The sequence below is a fragment of the Paenibacillus polysaccharolyticus genome (assembly GCF_900102085.1).
In the GTDB taxonomy this organism is placed as follows: domain Bacteria; phylum Bacillota; class Bacilli; order Paenibacillales; family Paenibacillaceae; genus Paenibacillus; species Paenibacillus polysaccharolyticus.
Genome location: NZ_FMVM01000011.1, coordinates 174799 through 198592, shown reverse-complemented (window position 1 = coordinate 198592; position 23794 = coordinate 174799). Strand labels below are relative to the sequence as shown.

Genomic DNA, 23794 nt, shown 5'->3' with positions numbered 1-23794 from the left:
TATTGGGATCGTTGACCAGCCAACGTATGTTGGTCAGGTGAGAAGTCGGACTTCTGCTTGTGATTCCATTTTGCTATTTGTTTAACGCACTTGAATACTATAACATCTCCCAACAAACATTGTCAACATACAAAACACTTTTTTTTCAAAACAGTGTGACAACATTCATAGCTAGGCAGAGGTTCACCAATTAATCTATCCAAAAGTTAGCCTTGTTTGCTCTGTACTTCGTCCAGGCGTACAACCCGTGTATGTTGCGTGTGGCTCCATTGTTTGTTGTTTTGCGTAAAGAACGCATAAAACGTAATTGGATACCATGACAACAAATAAATCGGGAAAAGAATCAGATACAGATACACTTTAGCAAACTTAACTTTTTCGAGCGCCATGGACAACAGAAACGTTAACACGTTCATGCCGATCGCTATGAATCCAACCCACAATGGGAAATATCCATAAATGTTAGCGATATGTGGGCCGTCCAATACGTAAATATCAATTGACATGACAGCCGTCAACAGGAAAGTGAGCAACACCACATACACATTGGCACCATACACAGCAAGGTCAAACTTCACGAGACTTCTTTCTTTAATGGACTGCCATAACAATGGGAAGAAGTATCTTCTTGCTACCGTAAAGTGCCCTTGCATCCAGCGCAAACGTTGTCTAGCTGAAGCTTTAAATGTCAATGGTTTCTCATCGAAAACTTTGGCATCATAGTTAAACACCGGATACACATTACGCTGTACACTTCGCATCGTAAACTCCAGGTCTTCTACAAGGCTTGTAGCGCCCCAGCCAATTTCTTTCAGCAGATTGGTCTCGAAGCACATCCCTGTACCGCCGAGGAAATTCGCCATGTTCAGGTTGTGACGAGACAACTGCCATAGACGGTTGATATACCAGTACGATACACCATAAGCCGCAGTGATCCATGAATCTTCAGGATTTTTCGTATCGATGTATCCCTGAATAACGCGTGCTCCATTGCACAAGTCATTGTTCATTTCGAGCAAGAAGTTTTGCTCAACCAGATTATCAGCATCAAGCATTACAACCGCATCGTACTGACGCGGCAAATCCCACAGGTATTTAAGCATCCACTCGATGGCGTGCCCTTTACCTCTCAAGTCTGGATTCGTACGTACACATGCATTCCAACCATGCTGACGAACGATTTCTGCCGTGCTGTCTGTACAGTTGTCACAGATGACAAATACATCGTACAGATCTCTCGGATAATCCAGTTCCTTCAGGTTTTCCATCAACGCACCAATAACTTGTTCCTCATTGTGTGCAGCAACCAGCACAGCAAATGATTTTGTTGCAGGATAATTTTTCTTTTTCTTTTTCTTATACAGACCGAACAGCGAAAACGTGAATTGGTACACGGCAAGCAGTGCCAAAATGACCTGCAGCGTGACGAATATAGCGTCCAACATCGTTCTCTGTTACCCCCTTTTAGATAAAACCCAGATTACTTTAGCATTTTCTCTTCCTGATTCTGCATTTTATTTTTTTTGTAATTGCAGAATATGACCCTGTGCTTTTGTGTACTACGTCAGTTATTCAGACAATGTTTCAAATCATGGCTGCGGCCAGTTGGCTGCTTTATCGATTCTGTATTCTTTTCAGCAATTTGTCAAAACCCCAATTCCACTTTCTGAAGCAGAAATGTGAACTTTAAACGCTGAATAGCCACTCCGTGATGCCACAACCTCGCATTCATGCCTGATATATCTTATTTTCAGCCGTTTTCTTGATTTTTATTTCTAAAGTCCCTTCTTTTTGATGTGGCTTACTGCAACTGAACCGTCTCTCTACATCAAATAACGTAAATGGCCACCAAAAAGTTTAATCTAAAACTCACATTTTTTTACCTCATTTCAGCCATGTTGAATCATTGTATCTTTTTTAGCGGAATGAAGTCAAAAAAGACCATTGGTTTTTCATCCACTCTTTTACATGAATTTTACGTTCTTTACATGTCTTCTTCTTGAAAAGGACAACATTTAAAAATATGATAAACATATGCCTGAAATAACCTCAAGACCTTCAAAATCGGTTATATACTTAACAGGTGGCACACCGACACGGGTAACTTCCCGGAAATACTGCCGTCCTCGGGACGGCCTAACTGGCAGGAGGCCAATATGAGCCGTTTTTTCTTAAAGTTTCAAAAGTACGATCGTAATGTGTTTATGTGGATTAACGGCCGGCTTCATAATCGTTTTATGAATTTCTGGCTGTACTATTTCACCCATCTTGGTGGAGCAACTTCTTCCATTGCAGTATCTTTGTTAATCTGGCTACTGGCCCCGGCTCCATGGAGTACGACTGGACTTCAAGCCTGTATCGCATTAGCGGTAAGTCATATTCCTGTAGCCATTGCCAAAAAATTGTATCCTCGCATTCGACCTTATCTGGCCTTGCCTGATACAATAACGTTTCGCAACCCGCTGACAGATCATTCGTTTCCGTCGGGGCATACAACCGCTATTTTTTCGGTCACAGTACCCTTTATGACTACTGAGCCTTTTCTATTGCTGACTTTGCTTCCTGTGGCCCTTATTGTCGGATTCTCTCGAATCTATCTGGGGCTACACTATCCGTCCGATGTTTTGGCAGGAGCCACAATCGGTACTTTAGTCGCACTTGCTACAGTTGCATTCTGGACTTAAAGCCGATATGTTAGACTCAGGAAAACCTAGCAGGAACAGGTGAAGCAAGCGTGGAGAAAAAAAGAATCTTACTATTATCTGAGGGCTTTGGCGCAGGGCATACCCAAGCTGCTTATGCATTGTCCAGCCACTTACGAAAACTGTCGCCGAATATCCAGACCAAAGTGCTTGAACTCGGAAGCTTTCTTAACCCGAAAGTAGCACCACTTATCCTTAATGCATACAAAAGAACGGTGACCAATCAACCCAAACTTGTTGGATACATGTACAGACAGCAATATAAAAAGCCATTGAATCGGTTAACAACTCTTGCACTGCACAAAGTGTTTTACACCCATACCCGCAGTGTGGTGCGTCAGTTGCATCCGGATGCTATTGTCTGCACGCATCCCATTCCAAGTGCGGTTATATCCAGGTTAAAGCGGTTAGGTACGAAGGTGCCTTTATGTAACGTTTTAACGGATTATGATGCACATGGTACATGGATTAGTCCTGAAGTGAATCTGTATCTCGTCTCCTCAGACGAAGTTAAATCCAAGTTGATGCAACGAGGCGTATCCGTAGAGAAAATCAAAGTAACCGGTATCCCGGTGCACCCAAACTTCTGGGAGCATCCCGTGCACGACGAGATCCGATCCAGATTTAACCTAAAAAAAATGCCTACCGTGCTTGTGATGGGCGGTGGTTGGGGAATGCTCAGTGACAAAGTTGTTCACCAATTGTTAGCACGCTGGCATGAAGATATCCAGATTATTTTCTGTCTCGGACGTAATGACAAAATTCGGATTAGCATGGAACAGGACCCACTGTTCCAACAAGAAAATATCCACATTATCGGGTATACAACGGAAATTGATAAATTAATGGAAGTCTCTGATCTACTAATTACAAAACCAGGCGGAATGACTTGCAGTGAAGGTTTGGCAAAAGGTATTCCGATGCTGTTTCATAATCCGATCCCGGGTCAGGAGGAAGAGAATGTACATTATTTTACGGCCAGAGGATTGGGTGAACGAATTACCTCCCTTGATGTGGTTGTAAAATGGATGAACAAACTGCTTCATCACTATCCTGAGGTGCTTCAGAAGCGAAAACGCCATCTGGCCGAGATAGCCAAAGTACATCCGATGGAAAGCGCGCAGTCTATTATGAATTTGTTACAGGATATGCGGCCTGTATCATCAGAGTCGACCCGTTTATAACCTTGTATAGTTAGAAAATTCCGTCCTTCTTGTCTCTTATAACGAAGAGAAAAGGTGCCTTCGAAACTGAAGGCACCTTTTTTTCTTAAGTCTGCAGAATAACCACACTGCTTATTGTATACCAGCAGATTTTAGATACTCCTGCCATTGCTTTGTATACTCGGACTGAATTTTGTCCAGACCGGCTTGTTTTGCTTTTTCCATAAACGTATTCAAACCGCCCTCTACATCCGCAACAAGGCCTACGTTAAGTGGATACAGATATTGCTTCTCGACTTGCTCCAAAGCCGCCTTCTCAGCTTGATAAGGTGTCCAATCCTCGGCAAAACCAGTGAAGATATCCGGTTTTTTGATCTTATCAAGGTCTTTAAACATAGCGAGAACATCATCAAAGCTCTTGTCATACAGCATAAACTCCGGATTACGCCATGCCCAGCCATTCATACCTTCACGCGGGAAACCATTGCTTTGTGCATCGCCAATCATATGATAGTATCCATCTTTTACTTCAAAGTTTTTGCCTTCCACACCATACTCGGTCAGCCAGTTGTAACGTTTGTCGGTTACAAGCTTCTCGTAAAATTCCAGGGCTCTTTCCGGATTTTTACTACTACGCGGAATAGCAAAACCGTTGTGAATCGGATGTACCGGCTGTGCAAAACCTTTCGCATTCGGATATGGGAAATATCCGAGTTTCCAGTCCGGGTGAGTGGACTGAACCTTGATCACATCAGAATTGAATTTGTTCGGATTCTCCCCAGCGAGAATGACAGCTGCTTTACCATTTTGCAACAGGGAATTGGATGTATCCTTCACATTCAGTACGTTTTTCGGGAAAAAGCCTTTATCCATCCAGCGTTTGTATGTTTTCAGATCTTGTAAATGCTGTGGTGAGCCCCAATAGGACGTCACTGTTGATGGTGTGTCATACATAATATCCAGGCCATATGGAAGCTGACCCGCCGTATTTACCAGCTTGGAAGTCAATTGACGAACACCATGGGTATGGTTTGCATTGCTGTCTGCAATCGGAATCATGTTGGGCTCATTCGCCTTGATGCCTTCCAGGTACGCTTCAAGCGTTTCCATCGATTCCGGCTTCGGCAGATTATACTTCTCACGCAGGTCTTCACGGTATGCAATACCTTCCGTTACGTATTCGATCCACGTGGATGGAACCGTGTAGATTTTATCGTTAATCTTAACCGCATTCCACATATCATCCGGGACATGAGATTTGAGCTTTGGTGTTTTTGCCAACAGTTCATCCAGCGGCAGGAAAGCACCTTTCTTCGCATAAGACTGGTAGTTCGTCCAGTCTGCTGTAAAGATTAAGTCAATCGGCTGTCCGGAAGACAGCAGCAATTTATATTTTTGATCCCAGTCCGTCCAAGACGTAAAGTTGAATTTTACATTTACATTCAGATCGGCTTCAGCCAGCTTGTTAATCTCCGACTCAATCACAGGCAGGTCTTTCGGAGCATCTCCAAGCATGTAAAATTGCAGGGTTACTTTTTCGCCTTTATTATCCGTTGAGCCCCCCTGAGCATTACCTTGCGCATTCCCTCCAGAACCACCACCGTTACAAGCGGCCAGCACGCCAGCAAATAACATCAGAACAAGTACCATAGACAGGTGCCGAATCATTTTTTTACGCATATGCATCCTCCCTTTTTGTGTTAAACCTATATGTTAGCGCAGACCCGCTATACATCAGACCATTCATATCCTCAGTAGCCTGACGTCCCCAGCGTGTGTACGTTCTAACCTTTTACAGCTCCAATGGTGAGTCCTTTGACAAAATAACGTTGAACAAACGGATACAGGAACAAAATCGGGCCTGTTACGATAATCGCCATCGCCATCTTGGTCGACTCTGTTGGAACGTCTTGACTGAGCGTTACCCCCGTACCAATCGCCATCTGGTCAATGAAGGTAATCGTATTCATCGTGTTGTACAAATAAAATTGGAGCTGGTACATATCCGGGTTGTTGATAAACAGGGAAGATGTAAACCAGTCATTCCAATAGCCCAAGGCAAGAAACAGTCCAACGGTTGCAATGCCCGGCATCGCCAGTTTTAACACAATGCTGAAATAGATCCGGAAATCGTTGGCACCGTCAATCTTCGCCGATTCGATCAGTTCATCCGGCACCGCGGAGCGAATAAAGTTTTTCATCAGAATGATCAGAAATGGTGTCATTAACCCTGGGAAAATGAGTACCGTATACGTATCCGTCAGATTGAAGTAGTTCGCCAGCATAATGTACCAGGGCACAAGACCTCCGCCAAACAACGTTGTGAAGTAAATGAAAAAGGAGAACGTGTTCCGGTATTTGAAATCTTTACGCTGGAGCACAAATCCCGCCATCGTGATAAAAAACAGGCCCAGTGTTGTTCCCACAACCGTTGTGAACACCGTAACGCCATACGCTTTGAGTACCTGTGTGGGGAATTTGAATACCATTTTGTAACCTTCCAGAGAGAAGTGTGTTGGAAAAAGATGATACCCATCCCGCACGATCGATTCGTTGCTGCTGAATGAACCTGACAAAATGAGCAGGAATGGCAGCAGACACATCAATGACAAAACAATGATGATACCATAGGCAATGAGCTGAAAAGCCAAGTTGAATTCCGAATCTTTGGCACGGGTCCGGGTCCGTATCCGTCTTTGGGTATGCGTTTGTGTGCTCATAGTTGTTCTCCCTTCTGCCCTATAGGCGTGCTTATTCTAGAACAAGGCGTAATCTTCGTTAATTTTGCGGATAATGTAGTTGACCGTCATAATGAGAATGAACCCGAATAATGATTGGTACAAGCCAGCTGCTGTTGCCATACCGATATCAAAGGTTACTTTCAGTGAACGATAGACATACGTATCAATGATATCTGTAGCGTTGTAGAGCACGCCGTTATTCCCGATCAATTGATAGAACAGGTCAAACTGTCCTTTCATGATGCTGCCAAGCGAGAATAACAGGAGAATGACAAACGTTGGTTTGAGCATTGGCACGGTGATGTACCAGATCCGCTGAAAGATGTTCGCCCCGTCAATGCGCGCCGCTTCATAATACTCGTCACTTATTCCCGTTATAGCGGCCAGATAGATGACCATGCTGTACCCGAGGTTTTTCCATAAGTAAAAGATAATGATCAGAAACACCCATATCCATGGTGTGTTGTAGATATCCACCGGCCCTGCCTCAAAACGTTTGAGCACGGTATTCACAAACCCAGATTCATAGTTAAACATATTGTAAGCGATTACACTTAATAGAACAAAAGAGATAAAGTACGGCAGGAACATGACGGACTGGGTTATTTTTTTGAACAACTTGCCCCGAATTTCACTGAGCATGATCGCACAAAAGATCGCCAGACCGTTCCCCAGTATAATGAAAGCCAGGTTATACCCTACGGTATTGGTCGTAAGTTTTAACAGCATTCCCGATTGCCAGAGAAATTTAAAGTTGTCTAACCCGACAAACGGGCTTCCGAATAATCCTCCTGCAAAATCATAACTGGTAAATGCGTAGTAAATACCGACCATCGGAAAATACGAGTTAATGAGAAAAAAGATCAGCGTGGGTAGCAGCATCAGAAACATGATTTTGTTTTTGTTCAATTCTTTGAGCATGGCTCGATCCCTCCCAAAATGTAACGGTGAAGCTCTGAATTCATTGTAGACTGACTTCTTCGTTAATGAATACTGAAGCTTCCTCCCATTGGTGAACGATACTGCGAATTAAGAAGTGAACAAAATGTACTAATTATGAAATGAACGCATGTACGTTCACAAAAGTTGATATCGTGCATAACTCCAACCGAATGAACAATCCCGCGAAAGTTGAACTTTATCTAGGGAAAAGGAACCAAAACGCTTGTCCACCATTGATGTAAACGCATACATATTATATAATTCAAGTTACCTTGTACTTCTGTTTTGCTACATATGAAATTCAGTACTTCTTATGAAAAATACATAAGTTCACTCATATCAGAAGGTTCGAGGGGGAAAAAAGAATGCGCAAACGTTCAGAGGACAGCCAGAAAGTGTTCACGCGGATTCTGATCGGTATTATTATCAGCACCGCCGCAACGCTACTTGTGGCATCAGCCATTTTATACGTTAACTACAATCGAATTGCTCTCCGTCAAGTCTATCGTACCGATGTGAATAGCCTCACCCAGACCAGCCGTGAAGTGGCCAAAATGACGGAAAGTGCCAAGTCTCTCTCCTACCAGATTTATCAGGACTACACGATCTCTTCCTTAATGCTCTACTCTAAGCCCAGTATCTATCAGATCACTTCGGCCATGGAGCAACTCGATAATTACCGTATGTCTCTTCCTTTTATTGAATCCATCTATGTATATAACTCTAAAAGCAGTGAATTTTTTATCAGTTCCGACGGGGTTCGCAATGGGCAGCAGTCTATATCCGAGATCGATGACCAGGGGATTAAACATATTCTGGATCGTTTCCATGACTATAAACCGTTTGTACCTATTCCGAGAACGTATAAGGTCGGCTCAACCGAAGCCAGTGAGGTGAACAGCTACACTTACCTGTGCTACGACACCATTAACGACAACGCCAAGCTCAATTACGCCGTTATCGTCAACATTAAGGATGACTGGCTTAGCCCCAATATGAATGCGGCAGACCAGCCTGGCAAAACCTTCATCGTGAATGAACAAGGCGACTTGTTGTCCGATTTTGGTGATCGCCCACTGCTTAACAATCTCGCAAACGAAACCTTCATGCGTCCAATCATGCAAGATACGGAGCATTCTGCTTATTTTACTGAGCAAGTGGATGGGGAAAACTCACTTATCACCTACACCGCCCCAGACAGTCTAGGATGGCGTTATGTGCGAATCACCCCCTATGACGTGATTACAGCCGATATTCGCGGTATGCGCACGCACACCCTGTTATTCTGCCTGGGGTTACTGGCCGCGGGTCTGATTCTCTCTTATCTTGTATCGCGCAAGCTATATCACCCGATTAACAACGTACTTGTCCGCATGCGTGTGATGGAAGCCGAACGCCGGGGTAGTCTGCACTTGCTCAGACAGGATTTTTTACGAGGTGCGCTGCAAGGACGGGAAACCGTAACCTGCAATATGCTGGAAGAGCGGATGAGGTTCTACGGTTCCCCCATTGATGTACATCAACCCTCAAGAATGGTGCTTTTGCGTATCGACCATTATACCGAATTTTGCGAGACTTATCGGGATGATACCAAGCTAGTCAAATACGCAATGATGAACATTTGCACCGAAACCGCAGATATTTACTATTATGTTGAAGCTGTGGATATGGGCGGTGACCTGATTACGCTTCTGTTTAATGAAAAATCGGAAAATGATTCTTTGTCAGAGAATGAGGCTTCGGCTTCGCATCAAATTGAGGAATTGCTACGTATGATGCAGGCTGCAGTCATGACCCATCTCAAATGCTCCATCTCCTGTACGCTGGGTCCAGAGGAAAATTCACTGGAGGAATGTATTGAAGGTTACGCTCGTTCCGCTGAAGCATCGCTGCATCGCCTGTTCATGGGGCCAGGTTGCTTGATTCATACCGCAAGCATTATGGCGTATCAGAGCAAAGAGTATACTTTTCCCGCAGGCAAAGAAAGACAGCTTGTGGAATGCTTAATGACCGGCAAAACTGAGGAAGCCAAGCTAATATATGCAGATATCGTGAGTGAGACGGCCGCCTATCCGTTCACCGTCTTTCAACTCGCTCTGTCCCATCTGACGATGACCCTTAATCATGTTCGCAATACCCTTAAGAAGAATAATCAACTTACACTGGATTCCGTTTCAGGCAGTTTGATGCTTCCAGTGAAAAATGCTGAGGATCTCAGCGAGGTGCATGAACATTTTTATCGGATGTTTGACGAACTCGGCTCCAAGGTGGAGGAAAAACGCACACTTAAGCATGAGGAACTCATTCGGAGAATCAACGATATTGTTGAACGGGATTACGCTGACCCGAATCTGTGCTTGACCTCAATCGCAGAGGAATTAAGCATGTCGCCAATCTACGTCAGCAGGTTATATAAACAGCTCACATTGAAAGGACTTACAGATGTCATTAATGAGACACGCATTGCTAAAGCACAACATATGCTCGTGCAGACCGAAAATTCCGTTGCGGATATCGCCGAGCGAACCGGTTTTACCAACAGTTCTTATTTTTATCGGATGTTTAAAAAGTTGAACGGCGTAACCCCTAACGATTATCGCCGTAAAGAACTTCATTCTGAGCATCTGTAACCTTTGTTTATAAAAGAAAAAGAGCGGTACCTTGGAGCAATGCATTTGCCCTTGGATACCGCCCTTTTTATGCTTCGTCCTGATCTTCACCAGACTCGTCTGTCGCTTCACGCACTTTGTACTTATCCAGACGCACTTCATTGTACTCTCGTAAAGCCTCTTCCCCTACAATCACTTCGACCCGATGAATGTTCATGCCTTTACCCATGAATTTTTGTTCATACTCGGTCATGACATGCTCTTCATTTAAACCCTCACGGTGCAGATTCAGAGACAAATTCGTCATCTGCAAGCCAAAATCAGCGATTGAGTTCAGGGAGAACTCAAACAACGTTTCTGAATCCGTTTTAAAATGAATCTGTCCTTTGGGATTCAGCAACTCAATGTATTTTTTCAAGAAGCGTGGGTGTGTCAACCGGCGGCGTGCATGTTTCGCTTTTGGCCAAGGATCACTAAAATTCAAATAAATGCGTTCCAGTTCCTTCGGATCAAACACCTCTTCGATCTGTTCGATGTTCGCAAGCGCCAGCTTCAAGTTCGGGGGTGTCTCTACCTCAGCTTGACTCCAGGCGTTACGCGCCTTCTCACTGGCACGACGAACGAGCTCATCATACATATCGATACCGATAAAATTATATTGTGGATATTTATAACTCATTTGGCTGATAAATTGACCTTTACCCATGCCAAACTCGACAAAGATCGGATGATCATTGCCGAACAGCTCCGCCCACTTGCCTTTGTGTTGCTTTGGCTCCAGTACAACAAGATCCTCTTGCTGCTCCAGATTTTCTCTAATGCCTTTTCTACCACGTAAACGCATGTTATTCCTCCGTTTGTCCATACTTGTCCTAGACTCATTTTGCCCAAGAACCGGCAAATTGTAAAGAGCAATGAAAAAGGAATCTCCGGACCTGCCACGTTGGGCAAATCTCAAAGATTCCCTTCTCGATTTATTTGGAATTGGGGTCCAACTACTTTAGTAGTTCATAGTCTACCTTATCTTGGTGTGAAAAATCAAATGTCTTTTCGAAAGCATCGCGAACTTTTTGTCTTGCAGCCGCTTTCACTTTCGGATTTCCATTAAAACGAACGCCTGTCAGGGCCAGCGCCTCTTCTGCCGTCAGTTCAACAGATACATGCTGGAATTCGTTATTTTTAACTTGGGAATTCATTCATATCACCTCACGGTATAGTATGATCCATGACGTCAACATTCATTCAAATGCCACGATGAAAACTACTCACTGGATGGTGTCTGACGCTGATTTAAATATAACACAAGGTGTAAACTATATCAAGTAAAAAACCTTGATTTGGCGGCCTTTTTTTTCGTTTGCATTCCCCTTTTTTTCGGATTTTTGGTACAATAAATGACGAAAACCGCACAGCATCTGCATACCCTGCTCAGGTATGATATTACAGAATAAGAAATGAACCAAAAAAGGATTACATTTTAAGCCATAGACCTCAAAGGAGTACCTTGAAAATGAATGCACCAGCTACACAAGCGCCACTAATGTGGGGGGATAAACGGTTCCATACCTGGAATTATGAAATGCGAGATCAATTTAACAACAAAGTATTTAAAGTGATGCTGGATGCCGGGTTCACCTGCCCGAATCGGGATGGCTCCATTGCCAAAGGGGGCTGTACCTTCTGCAGTGCACGGGGTTCAGGTGATTTTGCAGGAAGCAGACGTGAAGACCTCGTCAGCCAATTCAATACGATTCGCGACAGGCAGCATCTGAAATGGCCTTCGGCTCACTATATCGGTTATTTTCAGGCGTACACCAACACCTATGCACCAGTCGAAGAACTGCGTGAATACTTTGAAGAGATTTTACAACAGCCCGGCGTTGTCGGTTTATCCATTGCTACTCGCCCGGACTGTTTACCGGATGACGTTGTGGAGTATTTGGCAGAGCTTAATCAGCGAACCTATTTATGGGTAGAGATGGGACTGCAGACGATTCATGATTCCACTTCGACTTTGATCAACCGTGCACATGATACGTCGTGTTATGAAGAAGCGGTAGAAAAGCTACGTAAACACAATATTCGAGTCTGCACGCACATTATCTATGGCTTGCCGCAAGAAACCCACGAAATGATGCTGGATACCGGTCGCGCGGTGGCAAATATGGACGTGCAGGGCATTAAGATTCATCTGCTTCATCTCATGCGCAAAACGCCGATGGTTAAGCAATATGAAGCGGGTCTGCTTCGTTTCCTTGGACAGGATGAGTATATCAAGCTAATTGTAGATACCCTCGAGATGCTCCCACCGGAAATGATTGTACATCGTCTTACAGGAGATGCCCCGCGCGACCTGCTTATTGGCCCCATGTGGTCATTGAACAAATGGGAAGTTCTTAATTCAATCGACCGAGAACTGCGTGAACGCGATACATGGCAGGGTAAGTATTGGAGGGAGGCATAAATGGGCTTTCTATCGGTTCTCAGCTGTGCACATCAATGGATTGGTTCCCGTCTCCAGCCAGGAGATTTCGCCATTGATGCCACGGTGGGCACAGGTGCTGATACCTTGTTTCTCGCAAAGCAAGTAGGCCAGCGTGGTCAGGTCATCGGATTTGATATTCAAAACGAAGCGCTAACACTGGCTCAGGCCAGGATTCGAAAGCAAGCTGAAAGCAGCAAACTCGGCTCTATTTCCATGATGGAATTAAGCCATGCACGCATGGCCGAAGCCGTACCGGGCGCCTGGATTGGTAAAGTAGGAGCTATTATGTTTAATCTGGGTTACTTACCTGCTGAAGGGGCAGATGCTTCTATAATCACAGAAACAACCAGCACAATCTCAGCACTTGAAGCTGCTATAAAGTTATTGCGTCCACGCGGTATAATTACTGTCGTGTTATATCCGGGTCACGAAGGTGGCGATCAGGAAGCTGATGCTGTATCTACATGGGCAACCGCTTTACCTGTCGAACAGGCTCAGGTTGTGATGTACCGCCAGTTGCAACGTCAAACTTCACCTTATTTAATCGGCATTGAAAAAAAATAAAAAATAATTCTCTTTGTTCACCAAATGAAATACACTGAACACATTGACTGGACAAGCCTTTGCTGGTTCACTCAACATCGCAGTTGCCACCTACATGGTGCAACTGTATTCTGTACATGTTCATCTACATCTGCATATGCCGATCGTTAGAGGGCCTGAACTGGTTAAAGCGAATCACCATTTCATATACTAGAGGAGAGATATCCATGTCTACGCCATACCCGCTTCAATTCCAACCCGAATTCAAAGAACGTGTGTGGGGAGGCCGAGCGCTCGAGCAATTTGGCCTTACACCCCCTGAAGGACATATTGGTGAAGGCTGGATGATTGCAGATCACGCCAATGGTACGACCAAGGTAATAAATGGACCACTCGCTGGCAAAGGACTTGATGAGGTTCGTGAACAACTCGGGACATCCTGGCTGGGAACCAAAGGCGTTTCTGAAAAAGGCGGACGCTTTCCTCTGCTAATCAAACTGCTTGATTGTAACGATGACCTATCCGTTCAGGTTCATCCTACAGATGATTACAAGGCTCTTCCTCCAGGTGAACTGGGTAAAACCGAAATGTGGTACGTACTCGACGCCAAACCCGGCGCTCATATTATTTACGGTCTTAATGAAGGTGTAGATCGTGAAGGGCTGAGAAAGGCCCTGGAGAATGGCACCGTTATGGACACTCTTCGTCAAATACCTGTGGAAGCCGGAGATACATTCTTTATCCCTGCAGGAACGGTGCACGCTCTCTGCGCAGGTGTTGTTGTAGCAGAAATACAACAAAATTCAGATACAACGTACCGGATCTATGATTACAACCGACCTGGACTGGACGGCAAGCCACGTGAACTACATGTAGAAGATTCCTTAAATGTCACGGCCTATGAAGGCGCCGGAGCCACAACAATGAAAACCAGCAATACAGTACCTGGTGAATGGCTCCAGCTTGCTTCTTGTCCTTACTTTGTAGTAGAGAAAGGCGTGGTGACTGAACGTTGGGATTTATCTACGACACTGGATAGCTTCACCATTCTTGTTGTATGTGAAGGTGAGGGTGCGCTTGAATGGAGTGGTTCTGAAGAAGGCGAGCAGCTGACATTGAAAGCAGGTCAATGTTATCTTTTGCCGGCTAATCTGGGTAACTATACACTAAGTGGCAATACAACCGTTCTTCGATCCTATCTTCCTTAAGTTTTAGTCAACGATAACCTGTGAAGGAGGAATTACACGAGATGCAGGAATCTACCTTTACGCTGATGGGCAATGAAGGTACCCGTGTTCATGTATACTGCTGGCTTCCCGATCCGGACGAACACATCCAAGGCGTTGTACAGATCGCGCACGGAATGGGCGAAACCGCAGCGCGTTATGCCGAATTTGCGGGTTATCTTACGAAACACGGCTTTGCTGTGTATGCTAATGACCATCGGGGTCATGGCAGAACGGTGGAGAGCACCGAAGCACTGGGTGATGCAGGTGTGGACGCATTTCGCTGGATGGCTAAAGATATGGTCAATCTGGGCGAGCTAGTTGCCAAAGAACATCCAGATGTCCCTCTATTCCTTATGGGGCACAGTATGGGTTCTTTTTTGGTACAGCACCTCATGTATGCGGGACATGAGAGATACCACGCGTTTGTGCTGTCCGGTACAAATGGCAAACGAGGCTTGCTTCGTTTTGGAGAAAAACTGGCTCTACTCCAGTGCGGCATTCAAGGTGACAATCATCGAAGCCTGTTACTGAATGCCATTGTATTTGGCGGATTTAACCGTGCTTTCCGGCCAGCCACAACCCCCTTTGACTGGTTATCTCGTGACCGGCAGGAAGTACAGCGATTCATTGATGACCCAATGTGTGGAGCGATATGTACCGCTGGTTTTTTTCGAGATTTCTTTAAGCTGTTACTCGAAATCCATCTTCCTCAGCATATGGAACGTATCCCGAAACACAAGCCGGTTCTTCTGTTCTCTGGTGAACTAGATCCTGTCGGACTTCGGGGCAAAGGTGTGCTTAACCTATACTCTCAGTATCAGAAGCTTGGACTTCAAGATGTAGAATATCATCTTTATCCAGGCGGACGGCATGAGATGCTCCATGAGACCAATCGTAACGAAGTGGCTCATGATGTCCTGAGTTGGTTAAAACGTCATATGCCGACAATCGAGCAGCAACATACACAAAATAGTAGTCAACAAGATGCCGATACCGTTCCGTCTTTTGAAATTCAATCGAATCAGACGGCTTTGATGTAAGAAATCTATTTCTGATTCTATTCCGATTCAAATGTGAGCAAAAACCCCCTGAACGAGCACAGTATGTAATGTGCTCATTCAGGGGGTTTTATTCTAGTGAAGTATCTCAGATTTCATAGGATGAGAAATAAAGTCCAATGCTAATCTCAGAAGTCATTAACCTTCAATCAACAATGATTCTGGATCTTCAAGCAATTCTTTGACAGTCACCAGGAATCGTACGGCTTCGCTTCCATCAATAATCCGGTGATCGTAGGACAAGGCGATGTACATCATTGGACGGTTTTCCATCCGTTCAGCATCAATCGCTACCGGACGAAGCTGAATTTTGTGCATCCCGAGAATACCTACCTGAGGAGTATTCAAGATTGGTGTAGACAATAGGGAGCCAAAGGTTCCGCCATTCGTAATCGTAAAGGTTCCGCCTTGCAGATCAGACAATGCCAGTGTATTCGAACGCGCTTTGGACGCCAGATCTGCAATGCTTCTTTCGATTTCGGCAAAGCCCAGACGGTCAGCATCACGTACAACCGGAACAACCAGACCTTCTTTGGCAGATACCGCAATACCGATATCGTAGAATTTCTTCAGTACAACGTCTTCGCCATCAATCTCTGCATTAATCGTTGGGAATTTTTTAAGTGCACCGACAACCGCTTTGGTAAAGAAAGACATGAAGCCCAGGTTAATATCATGCTTCTCTTTGAACTTGTCCTTCCGACGTTTACGAACGTCCATGATCGCTGTCATGTCAACCTCATTGAACGTGGTCAACATCGCTGCGGTCTGCTGTGCTTCAACCAAACGCTTCGCAATGGTTGCCCGGCGACGGGACATACGCTGACGCTCTACAGGCTTGGCAAAAGTTGCGCCGCTGGCTGCTGGAGCACTAGGTGCGGAAGCAGGAGCTTTAGCTGCTGGTGGTGCCACTGGAGTGGACGGCTGACTTCCATGGCTTTTCACATCATCCTGATACACGCGACCAATCGGATCTTTGCTCTGTACTTGATCCAACTCAATCCCACGCTCACGAGCAAGCTTGCGTGCAGAAGGAGACGCTGTTTTGTTGCTATCGGATGACTCTGGTGGTGCCGCAACAGCAGCCGGTGCTACTGGAGCTTCCGGAGCTGGTGCAGAAGCGGGTTTGGATTCAGCCGCTGCCGGTTCGGAAGCAGCCGGAGCGTTTCCGCCCCCTGCTCCAGCCGAAAGTGTACCGATCGTTTCACCGATAACTACGGTCTCGCCTTCTTGACGAATGATTTTCTCGAGCACACCGCTCTCCTCAGCACTGATCTCGATGTTGACTTTATCGGTCTCCAGTTCAAGCAGAACATCACCCTGATTAACGGTGTCTCCTTCTTTAACCATCCATCTGGATACCGTTCCCTCAGTTATTGACTCACCCATTGCAGGTACTTTAATTTCACTCACAGCTGTTACCTCCCCAGTGGAATATTATTCTTCGCCGTTTGTTTCAACGCTGCTGTAATAATCAATTGTTGCTCCATGCTATGCACAAGTTGGTAACCGCTGGAAGGACTTGCATGTTCCGGACGGCCTTCATATCTCACGGTAGTGCCTTCAGGCGCGATCTCGCGAAGACGAGGCTCCATATATGTCCATGCACCCATGTTTTTGTTCTCTTCCTGTACCCATACCAGCTCTTTTAATTGACTGAAACGTGCGAGTACACGTTTGATCTCTTCTGCTGGGAACGGATAGAGTTGCTCGACACGAATGATGTGAAGCCAGGAATAATCGCCCTTCTCCTTTTCAATCGCATCTTCCAGATCAATAGCAACTTTACCGCTGCACAAAATAATGCGTTCTACCCGATCCGGTTTTGTGCCCAGACCTGGTTGCTCCAGAACAAGTTCGAATTTACCTTCACTAAATTCCACAGCTGGTGATGCAACACGCGGATTACGAATCAAGCTTTTGGGTGACATCATCACAAGTGGGCGTGCATCTTCTGTCTCGGTTAAAGAAGCTTGACGACGCAACAGGTGGAAGTACTGTGAAGCACTCGACAGATTAACCACAGTCATATTGTCTTCCGCACACAATTGCAGGAAACGTTCCAGACGTGCGCTCGTATGTTCTGGCCCTTGGCCTTCGTTAGCGTGTGGCAACAACATAACCAGACTCGATTTTTGAGACCATTTTGCACGCCCTGCTGAGATGAACTGGTCGAAAATGACCTGTGCACAGTTTGCAAAATCACCAAATTGTGCTTCCCAGATTACGAGTGTATCCGGTGAGTACACGTTGTATCCATATTCAAAACCAACGACAGACTCTTCTGACAATGGGCTATTATAGATCGCAAACGATGCTTTTGCTTGTGGCAGATGATGCAACGGACAGAATTTATCACCATTCGTAGCATCATGCAACACAAGGTTACGATGAGCGAAGGTTGCACGCTCGGCATCTTGACCACTGATTCGGATCGGTTTGCCATCTGCCAATATCGTCGCAAATGCAAGCGTTTCTGCAAGGCTCCAGTCTACTTTTTCCCCTTCATTAAGAGCCGTACTCCGGCGTTGCAAAATCCGTTGCAATTTTGGATAAACATTAAAAGTCTCTGGCCATTTCAGAAGATCGGCATTAATGCTGCGCAATTGCTCCAAAGGCACCGCTGTTGGCGTAATTGTGACTGCCTCGGACTCACTGATGTTGCGCTGATAGTATTCATGCACTTCATTTTTCTTCATCTGATCATAGGCTTCTTTTAAGCGATCTGCTACGCCATCACGTACACTCGCGATGAATGCATCATCAATGACCGATTCCTTCTTAAGCATATCCTGATACAGATGACTGACTGTTGGGTGATTCTTCACTTTGTCATACACGAGCGGCTGCGTCGTTTCGGGATCATCTGTTTCGTTATGACCATAACGACGATATCCGATAAGGTCAATCAGGAAATCTTTCTTGAAACGGTTGCGATATTCCGCTGCCATGCGAATTGCCGCAATACAAGCATCAGGATTATCTGCATTGACATGCACAATCGGAATCTCATAACCTTTGGCAAGGTCACTCGCATAATAAGTTGAACGTGAGTCACTGCTGTCCGTAGTGAACCCAAGACGGTTGTTCACAATGATGTGAATCGTTCCGCCATTCTGGTATCCTGGCAATGCCTTGAAGTTCAGCGTTTCGGCCACGATACCTTCTCCCGGGAATGCCGCATCCCCGTGCATCAGAATGGTCGCTGCTTTGGTTACATCCTGCTTCGGATAACCTGGTTCACGGCGATCATCCTGAGCTGCACGTGCAAAACCTTGCACAACCGGATTGACGTATTCCAGATGGCTAGGGTTGTTGGCGAGTGTCAGGCGAGCCTGCACAGTCTCCCCGTCTTTTACAAAACGGTTCGCGCCCATATGGTATTTGACATCCCCCGTCCAACCGTAATTGATTCCGGTTGAACCTTCTGATGGAACCAAGTCTTTGTTCGGGGCATGATGGAATTCAGAGAAAATTTTGCTGTACGGCTTGCCCAGGACATGAGCGAGCACGTTCAGACGTCCGCGGTGAGCCATCCCCATCAAAATATGACTGGAGCCTGCTTCTGCCATAAGGCGGACTGCTTCATCCAGCATAGGAACAAGTACATCGTTCCCTTCAATGGAGAAACGTTTCTGTCCAACAAACGTTTTGTGCAGGAAATCTTCAAATTGCTCAGCTTCAACCAAACGTTCCAACAACGCTGTACGTTCTTGTTGCGTAAGCGGGGCCGGGGATGTTCGGGATTCCGCACGACGGTTCAACCACTCGCGTTCTTGTACTTCATGCACATGGCTGAATTCGTAAGCGATCGGACCTGTATAGATTTGACGAAGACGTTGAATTGCATCCCAGCCAGTCGTTGTCTGACCGTCTGCACCTTCCCAGATCAGGGACGCAGGCAATGCTTTCAAATCTTCCTCATTTAATTGAAAATGCTTAGGCTCCAGCAAAGACGTATCTGTTGCTTCACTGATTCCAAGTGGATCAATATCTGCAGCCAGATGGCCATACGTACGGATGTTCCATACAAGCTTGCCTGCTGTAACCGCTTTCTGCAATAGTTGAATATCTACATTTCCAGAAGCAACTTGACCATTCCCGCTATTCGAAAGAGTCTCTGCACCCTTGCCAGACATTGGCGGTGCTCCCCATTGCTCGAACAATTCACGATAGGCCGGTGTCACTGCACCTGGATCTTGGGTGAATAATTCATACTGTTCTTGTACGTATCCCATATTGGGACCATAGTAACTCTCCCAGGGTTTCATGTTGCCTTTCTCGATCGTCATCGACGTTCCCTCCGTCTTGATTTTGTCATAGGGTTTGACGGAAATCATTGAATAAGCTGTAATTCGCGTTCGTTCAACATTTTAAGCGAAATTTTTCATGAAGTCCAATCATCGTGCTGTTCGTGGTAATAACGTTGTTCCGACGCTCCCGTCAAAGGTTTGTCTGCGTTTTCAAAATCAAAGTAATACAATGATTAGTTCTACCGTCGCACAGATGTCGAATAATGTCCTGATCCGTTCGAAGGTTATACGTTCTTCCCCGTTTCCAAAGAAGTTCGTGTTCTAATCTCTATTCTATAAACTTTTACGCTCAGGAGCATTTCCTATTTTTAGCTCAATTGATGCATAAATTAGATGAATCGAATAATTGGTGCAATTCAAGGCAAGCCAGAAACGCTGGATTCGGTCAAATCCAGATCTGATGTCCGTATATACCTCCTTAATAAGAATTGTGGTCCATTCTGTCCAAAAACAAACCGTCCATTTAAACATTAACCAATTCAAATGTCATTCAACAAGAAATTGGATTTTCCAGAATGAATCCTGACAATATACAACATAGAATAAAGCCGCTCGAATGCAAATCCCGGCGGCTTCCTAACTGATGGTCCTATCTTTCCTTCTGGGAAAGATTCATCATATATTGTGCAAAGGGCGTTAATTGCAGATCCTTCACTTGCTCTAATGTAAACCACGCTGCTCCCAGCGAGTCTTCACCATCAGGATTTCTTTTGATCTGTTCCAGCGGATTGTTGTTCTGTCCGATGATAACATCGTATAAAATACCGATATGGTGTACTTCCTCAGGTTCACCCCGGTACTCCCAATTCACAACAACGGATTGTGAAGAACGAATGGACCATTGCAGAGGAATGATCCCTGTTTCCTCATCAAACTCTCGTTTCAATGCAGTTTCCGGTGACTCCCCGAATTCCATTCTTCCACCGGGCAAATCCCATTTTCCGTAGTATGGCCCACGAGCCTTCTGGATCAGCAGATAGAATTGTTCCCACACAGCCAGTCCATATACACCAACATGCGTATGCGTGTTCACATTTGCGCCCTACCCTTCCCTTACTTCGAAATTTCAGTTTCTTCACTTCTGCTCTACTTCTTCTCCTCGTCTGTGATGTCATTCAGGTCAACGGACAGGCGAATCATATCTACACAGCGGATGCCGTCCTCGATTATCTCTTCCTCATAATGTCTCACAAAAAAGTCCCGGTCCACGCCGGTTATCCGAAATCCACAGCGCTGGTACAGCTTCAATTGATGAAAGCTTGAATTGCCCGTTCCGATCTCCAATATACGACAACCTAGCCTTCTTGCCGCCTCCATCGCTTCCTTAATCATGTGTTTGCCAACACCCTGTCCTTGCAATTCCTCCTGTACCGCGATGTTCACAATCTCTGCTGTCTCCGGACGAGTCTTAAGTAATACAAACTCTCCTACCATCTCTCCTTCATACTCTGCTATAAAACAAACACCTCTGCTGAGATATTCGTCTACAATCGTTTTTGAAGGATCTGCCATCAATAAAAGTTCATACGGTTTTTCTTCATCCCAGTCCAATATTCGGAACGACAAGTTCATGCCAATCCCCACCTTTTCACATCCATATTATTCTTTTCCATGCCGTTTGCAGAAGCCTATGTATGGCAAATCTACAAATTACTCATTCTGAAGCTCCCAGTCCCTCGATGATCCTGTTATTCCTGATGTTTCTGCTGTCTCGAAATCTATGTTAGTCGTTCTGTTTGTTGTCTATGTGTCCTGCTTGATTGGAGTAATGGCGAATGGACATCCCCGTCGATCTCTGCATTCCTTGTTTTTCATAAAACGTCTGGACATCTGGATCACACAAGAGATCGATCATATATAGCCCCTGTAGACGCTGAAGCATGCGCTGTGTGAGTTCACTTCCGATCCCTTGACCTTTATACTCCGGCAGTACTTCCAGCAAAGGAACATACGCACTAAGTACTCCATCCGAGATCGCTTGAATAAAACCGACGACATTCCCGGTTTGCTCATCGATCGCAAGTTCAATCGCATACGACTGCTCTAGCAATTTCAGAAATGTTGAAGGTGATGGCGGGTTCGGCCAACCGTCAAAGAACCCGCCAGTTAATTGCTCACTACCAATTCCATCCAGCTTATCTCGAAATACGATCCCCATTGCTTGCACCTCCAAAACAAAGTAAATTCCATTATATCATAATATCTGGAACTAAATATATAGATATGGATATGATGTGATCGTTGCTATTCAGTCAGGTTCAAATGCTCATGAACTAATTGCAATTCAATGCATATTTCCTACACGATAGACCTCTTCTTTCACCTTATCCCAGACATTTTCGAAGTAAGTCAGAAACATGGTCACGGTCTAATCACTATATGTCTTGAACGTCTCTTGCAATGTTCGTCCGCTCGACTTCTCCCAAACTACACTTCGTTCAAATGTACCTGAGTTAAAAAATCGCGGGAACCGCTCTGCAAACCAGTCTTGCATCGGCAATTCCAATGCCTGTTTCAAGGGTACCCATACTAACTCCCCCTCCGGCGGGTCGGTAAGAAGTTCGCCTTCATATGAAGTTACCAGATAGTTAAATACCATATATCTTAACCCTTGCTCAGGATCACAGAACTCATCCAGCCCTTTATATGTAATTTGCTTGGCCCAAAGTCCTGTCTCTTCACGAACCTCACGGATGGCCCCGTCCACGATACTTTCAGGGAACTCCACTTTACCGCCAGGAGCAATGTACCCCGGGAACCCTTTATGGCTCGGCCGGTTCATCAGCAAAACCTGATCGCTAACCGGGTTCCACACCATACTCATCGTGTAAATCTCAACCTGATAATTCATGTTCAACCTCCCAAGATGCGCTTTTCTTACGTTTTACTAAACATTTCTGGAGATCATACGTTTATTCCTGCTAGACTTTTTTCCATATCAAAGACGGACGCCCGTAATATCAGATGCCCGCCTTTTGATCACGTATATTTGTAGTTTTTCGTTAAACTAGGTGTATGCATGCTTAGGATACAGCTGTAATCCATATCTGGCGTTTCTTCCAGTCCGCCCGGCGATATGCTTGTAACATCCCAAACTTGCGAATGCTGGCCTTGGGTATCACTTTATAAGACATCGTCACTTCGAACTCCTCATCAAATGGGAAAAAGGATAAAGCCACCTTTTCACCTGACACCCACTCGACTTGGACATTGGAACTTGGACAGGTGTCAAAACCACAGCCGAGCCCTTCTGCAAAAAAATCATAACGCGCCGTAGGTGTGCCTGGCTCTTCCATACATAAAAAGAGACTAAGCTGGTCACAGAACAGCATGATCTCTACATCGTTTTTCAGCTGCTCTTCCAGTTCTGAAGCATTAACGCCCAGTTCTTTCTTCCAACTCTCCTGCTGTAGTTGCTCTTCTTGCAAATACTGCCTGATGTCATCATCATCCTCAGAATTTGCCCCCAGCGTTTTTTGAAACAACTCTGTATACATCAGGCTACATAGTAAACCCGCATAAGGATTCTGCTGCCTTACTTCTTCGATTCCCTTGCGGTAAAACACAAAACGCGGTCTCAGCGGGAAATCACGAAAGGAGTACGGAATTTGACTATAATCGTTCCATAAAGGAGCGGCATCCAAGTCAATCCAACCCCGGTCATGCTCCTTCGCCGCGAGAATCAGGTCATCCCGATGCGATTCATGAGGAAGCCACTTCTTTTTCCAATGTGAAGCCATATCTCCAGCGACAATTCCATGCTCATGTTGTGCGGTCAAAACAAAATCATGCTCTCTCTCATATACGATCATTTGCTGTCACCCTTCCGCATGGTTTACGTTTACATTTACGTTGACTTTAACATAATTTGGGTTACACTTTCTTATAAGCTGCCTTCCACCCTACAGTTAAGCTACCTTATAAAGGTATTTATAACATTTCGGATTAAGCAGAGCATGTAAAGGTGTTGTCAGTTCGCTGAAATTTGGTACACTAATGATTGTGTCTT

At 45.2% G+C, this 23794-nt stretch carries 20 protein-coding genes; 7 read left to right on the top strand and 13 right to left on the bottom strand.

Annotated features, from left to right (window positions below):
• Nucleotides 1–206: 206 nt before the first annotated feature.
• Entirely contained in the window at nt 207–1445 is a 1239-nt protein-coding gene (locus tag BLQ13_RS16960) for a glycosyltransferase family 2 protein (protein WP_090922190.1), read from the bottom strand.
• A 711-nt stretch (nt 1446–2156) separates the two neighbouring features.
• Between BLQ13_RS16960 and BLQ13_RS16955 the strand changes: the two genes are divergently transcribed.
• Entirely contained in the window at nt 2157–2684 is a 528-nt protein-coding gene (locus BLQ13_RS16955; RefSeq protein ID WP_090922188.1) for a phosphatase PAP2 family protein, read from the top strand.
• Nucleotides 2685–2734: 50 nt separating this feature from the next.
• Nucleotides 2735–3886, top strand: a complete 1152-nt coding sequence (locus BLQ13_RS16950) for an MGDG synthase family glycosyltransferase (protein ID WP_090922186.1) — start codon at nt 2735–2737, stop codon at nt 3884–3886.
• Between the two features lie 111 nt (nt 3887–3997).
• Here the strand turns inward: BLQ13_RS16950 and BLQ13_RS16945 are convergent, their stop codons facing one another.
• The 3 genes from BLQ13_RS16945 to BLQ13_RS16935 all read right to left on the bottom strand — a co-directional run bounded on the left by BLQ13_RS16945 (nt 3998) and on the right by BLQ13_RS16935 (nt 7527).
• Entirely contained in the window at nt 3998–5551 is a 1554-nt protein-coding gene (locus BLQ13_RS16945) for an ABC transporter substrate-binding protein (RefSeq protein WP_090922184.1), read from the bottom strand.
• A gap of 98 nt (nt 5552–5649) precedes the next feature.
• On the bottom strand, nt 5650–6585 hold the full coding sequence (locus BLQ13_RS16940) for a carbohydrate ABC transporter permease (protein ID WP_244159348.1): 936 nt from the start codon (nt 6583–6585) through the stop codon (nt 5650–5652).
• Between the two features lie 36 nt (nt 6586–6621).
• Entirely contained in the window at nt 6622–7527 is a 906-nt protein-coding gene (locus tag BLQ13_RS16935; RefSeq protein ID WP_090922181.1) for an ABC transporter permease, read from the bottom strand.
• Between the two features lie 386 nt (nt 7528–7913).
• Between BLQ13_RS16935 and BLQ13_RS16930 the strand changes: the two genes are divergently transcribed.
• Nucleotides 7914–10178 (top strand): AraC family transcriptional regulator, encoded by a 2265-nt coding sequence (locus tag BLQ13_RS16930; protein ID WP_090922179.1) that lies wholly within the window; start codon nt 7914–7916, stop codon nt 10176–10178.
• A 67-nt stretch (nt 10179–10245) separates the two neighbouring features.
• Here the strand turns inward: BLQ13_RS16930 and trmB are convergent, their stop codons facing one another.
• Together trmB and BLQ13_RS16920 are read right to left on the bottom strand one after the other, a co-directional pair.
• Nucleotides 10246–11001, bottom strand: a complete 756-nt coding sequence (gene trmB, locus BLQ13_RS16925) for a tRNA (guanosine(46)-N7)-methyltransferase TrmB (protein WP_090922177.1) — start codon at nt 10999–11001, stop codon at nt 10246–10248.
• Between the two features lie 151 nt (nt 11002–11152).
• Nucleotides 11153–11353: a hypothetical protein gene (locus tag BLQ13_RS16920; RefSeq protein ID WP_090922175.1), complete on the bottom strand. Its 201-nt coding sequence runs from the start codon at nt 11351–11353 to the stop codon at nt 11153–11155.
• Nucleotides 11354–11667: 314 nt separating this feature from the next.
• Here BLQ13_RS16920 and mnmL point away from each other — a divergent pair, with 314 nt between their 5' ends.
• The 4 genes from mnmL to BLQ13_RS16900 all read left to right on the top strand — a co-directional run bounded on the left by mnmL (nt 11668) and on the right by BLQ13_RS16900 (nt 15454).
• Nucleotides 11668–12621, top strand: coding sequence for a tRNA modification radical SAM protein MnmL/YtqA (mnmL, locus tag BLQ13_RS16915; protein ID WP_090922173.1), 954 nt, complete (start codon nt 11668–11670; stop codon nt 12619–12621).
• Complete coding sequence (mnmM, locus tag BLQ13_RS16910; RefSeq protein ID WP_090922171.1) at nt 12622–13206, top strand: tRNA 5-(aminomethyl)-2-thiouridylate-methyltransferase MnmM; 585 nt, start codon at nt 12622–12624, stop codon at nt 13204–13206. It abuts the gene before it with no gap.
• A 206-nt stretch (nt 13207–13412) separates the two neighbouring features.
• Nucleotides 13413–14393 (top strand): type I phosphomannose isomerase catalytic subunit, encoded by a 981-nt coding sequence (locus BLQ13_RS16905; protein ID WP_090922169.1) that lies wholly within the window; start codon nt 13413–13415, stop codon nt 14391–14393.
• A gap of 41 nt (nt 14394–14434) precedes the next feature.
• Entirely contained in the window at nt 14435–15454 is a 1020-nt protein-coding gene (locus BLQ13_RS16900) for an alpha/beta fold hydrolase (protein WP_090922167.1), read from the top strand.
• Nucleotides 15455–15610: 156 nt separating this feature from the next.
• Here the strand turns inward: BLQ13_RS16900 and odhB are convergent, their stop codons facing one another.
• From odhB to BLQ13_RS16865, 7 genes are all read right to left on the bottom strand, one after another.
• The gene (gene odhB / locus BLQ13_RS16895) at nt 15611–16885 is read right to left on the bottom strand and encodes a 2-oxoglutarate dehydrogenase complex dihydrolipoyllysine-residue succinyltransferase (protein WP_090922165.1); all 1275 of its coding nucleotides are present in this window, start codon (nt 16883–16885) and stop codon (nt 15611–15613) included.
• A gap of 5 nt (nt 16886–16890) precedes the next feature.
• Entirely contained in the window at nt 16891–19764 is a 2874-nt protein-coding gene (locus BLQ13_RS16890) for a 2-oxoglutarate dehydrogenase E1 component (RefSeq protein ID WP_090922163.1), read from the bottom strand.
• A gap of 610 nt (nt 19765–20374) precedes the next feature.
• The gene (locus tag BLQ13_RS16885; protein ID WP_090922161.1) at nt 20375–20818 is read right to left on the bottom strand and encodes an NUDIX domain-containing protein; all 444 of its coding nucleotides are present in this window, start codon (nt 20816–20818) and stop codon (nt 20375–20377) included.
• A gap of 53 nt (nt 20819–20871) precedes the next feature.
• The gene (locus BLQ13_RS16880) at nt 20872–21357 is read right to left on the bottom strand and encodes a GNAT family N-acetyltransferase (protein ID WP_090922159.1); all 486 of its coding nucleotides are present in this window, start codon (nt 21355–21357) and stop codon (nt 20872–20874) included.
• A gap of 151 nt (nt 21358–21508) precedes the next feature.
• Complete coding sequence (locus BLQ13_RS16875; RefSeq protein ID WP_308722142.1) at nt 21509–21943, bottom strand: GNAT family N-acetyltransferase; 435 nt, start codon at nt 21941–21943, stop codon at nt 21509–21511.
• Between the two features lie 210 nt (nt 21944–22153).
• Nucleotides 22154–22636 carry an 8-oxo-dGTP diphosphatase gene (locus BLQ13_RS16870; RefSeq protein WP_090922157.1) on the bottom strand — a complete coding sequence of 161 codons (483 nt, stop codon included), beginning with the start codon at nt 22634–22636 and terminating at the stop codon, nt 22154–22156.
• A 172-nt stretch (nt 22637–22808) separates the two neighbouring features.
• Complete coding sequence (locus BLQ13_RS16865; protein WP_090922156.1) at nt 22809–23597, bottom strand: DUF3891 family protein; 789 nt, start codon at nt 23595–23597, stop codon at nt 22809–22811.
• Nucleotides 23598–23794 lie beyond the last annotated feature (197 nt).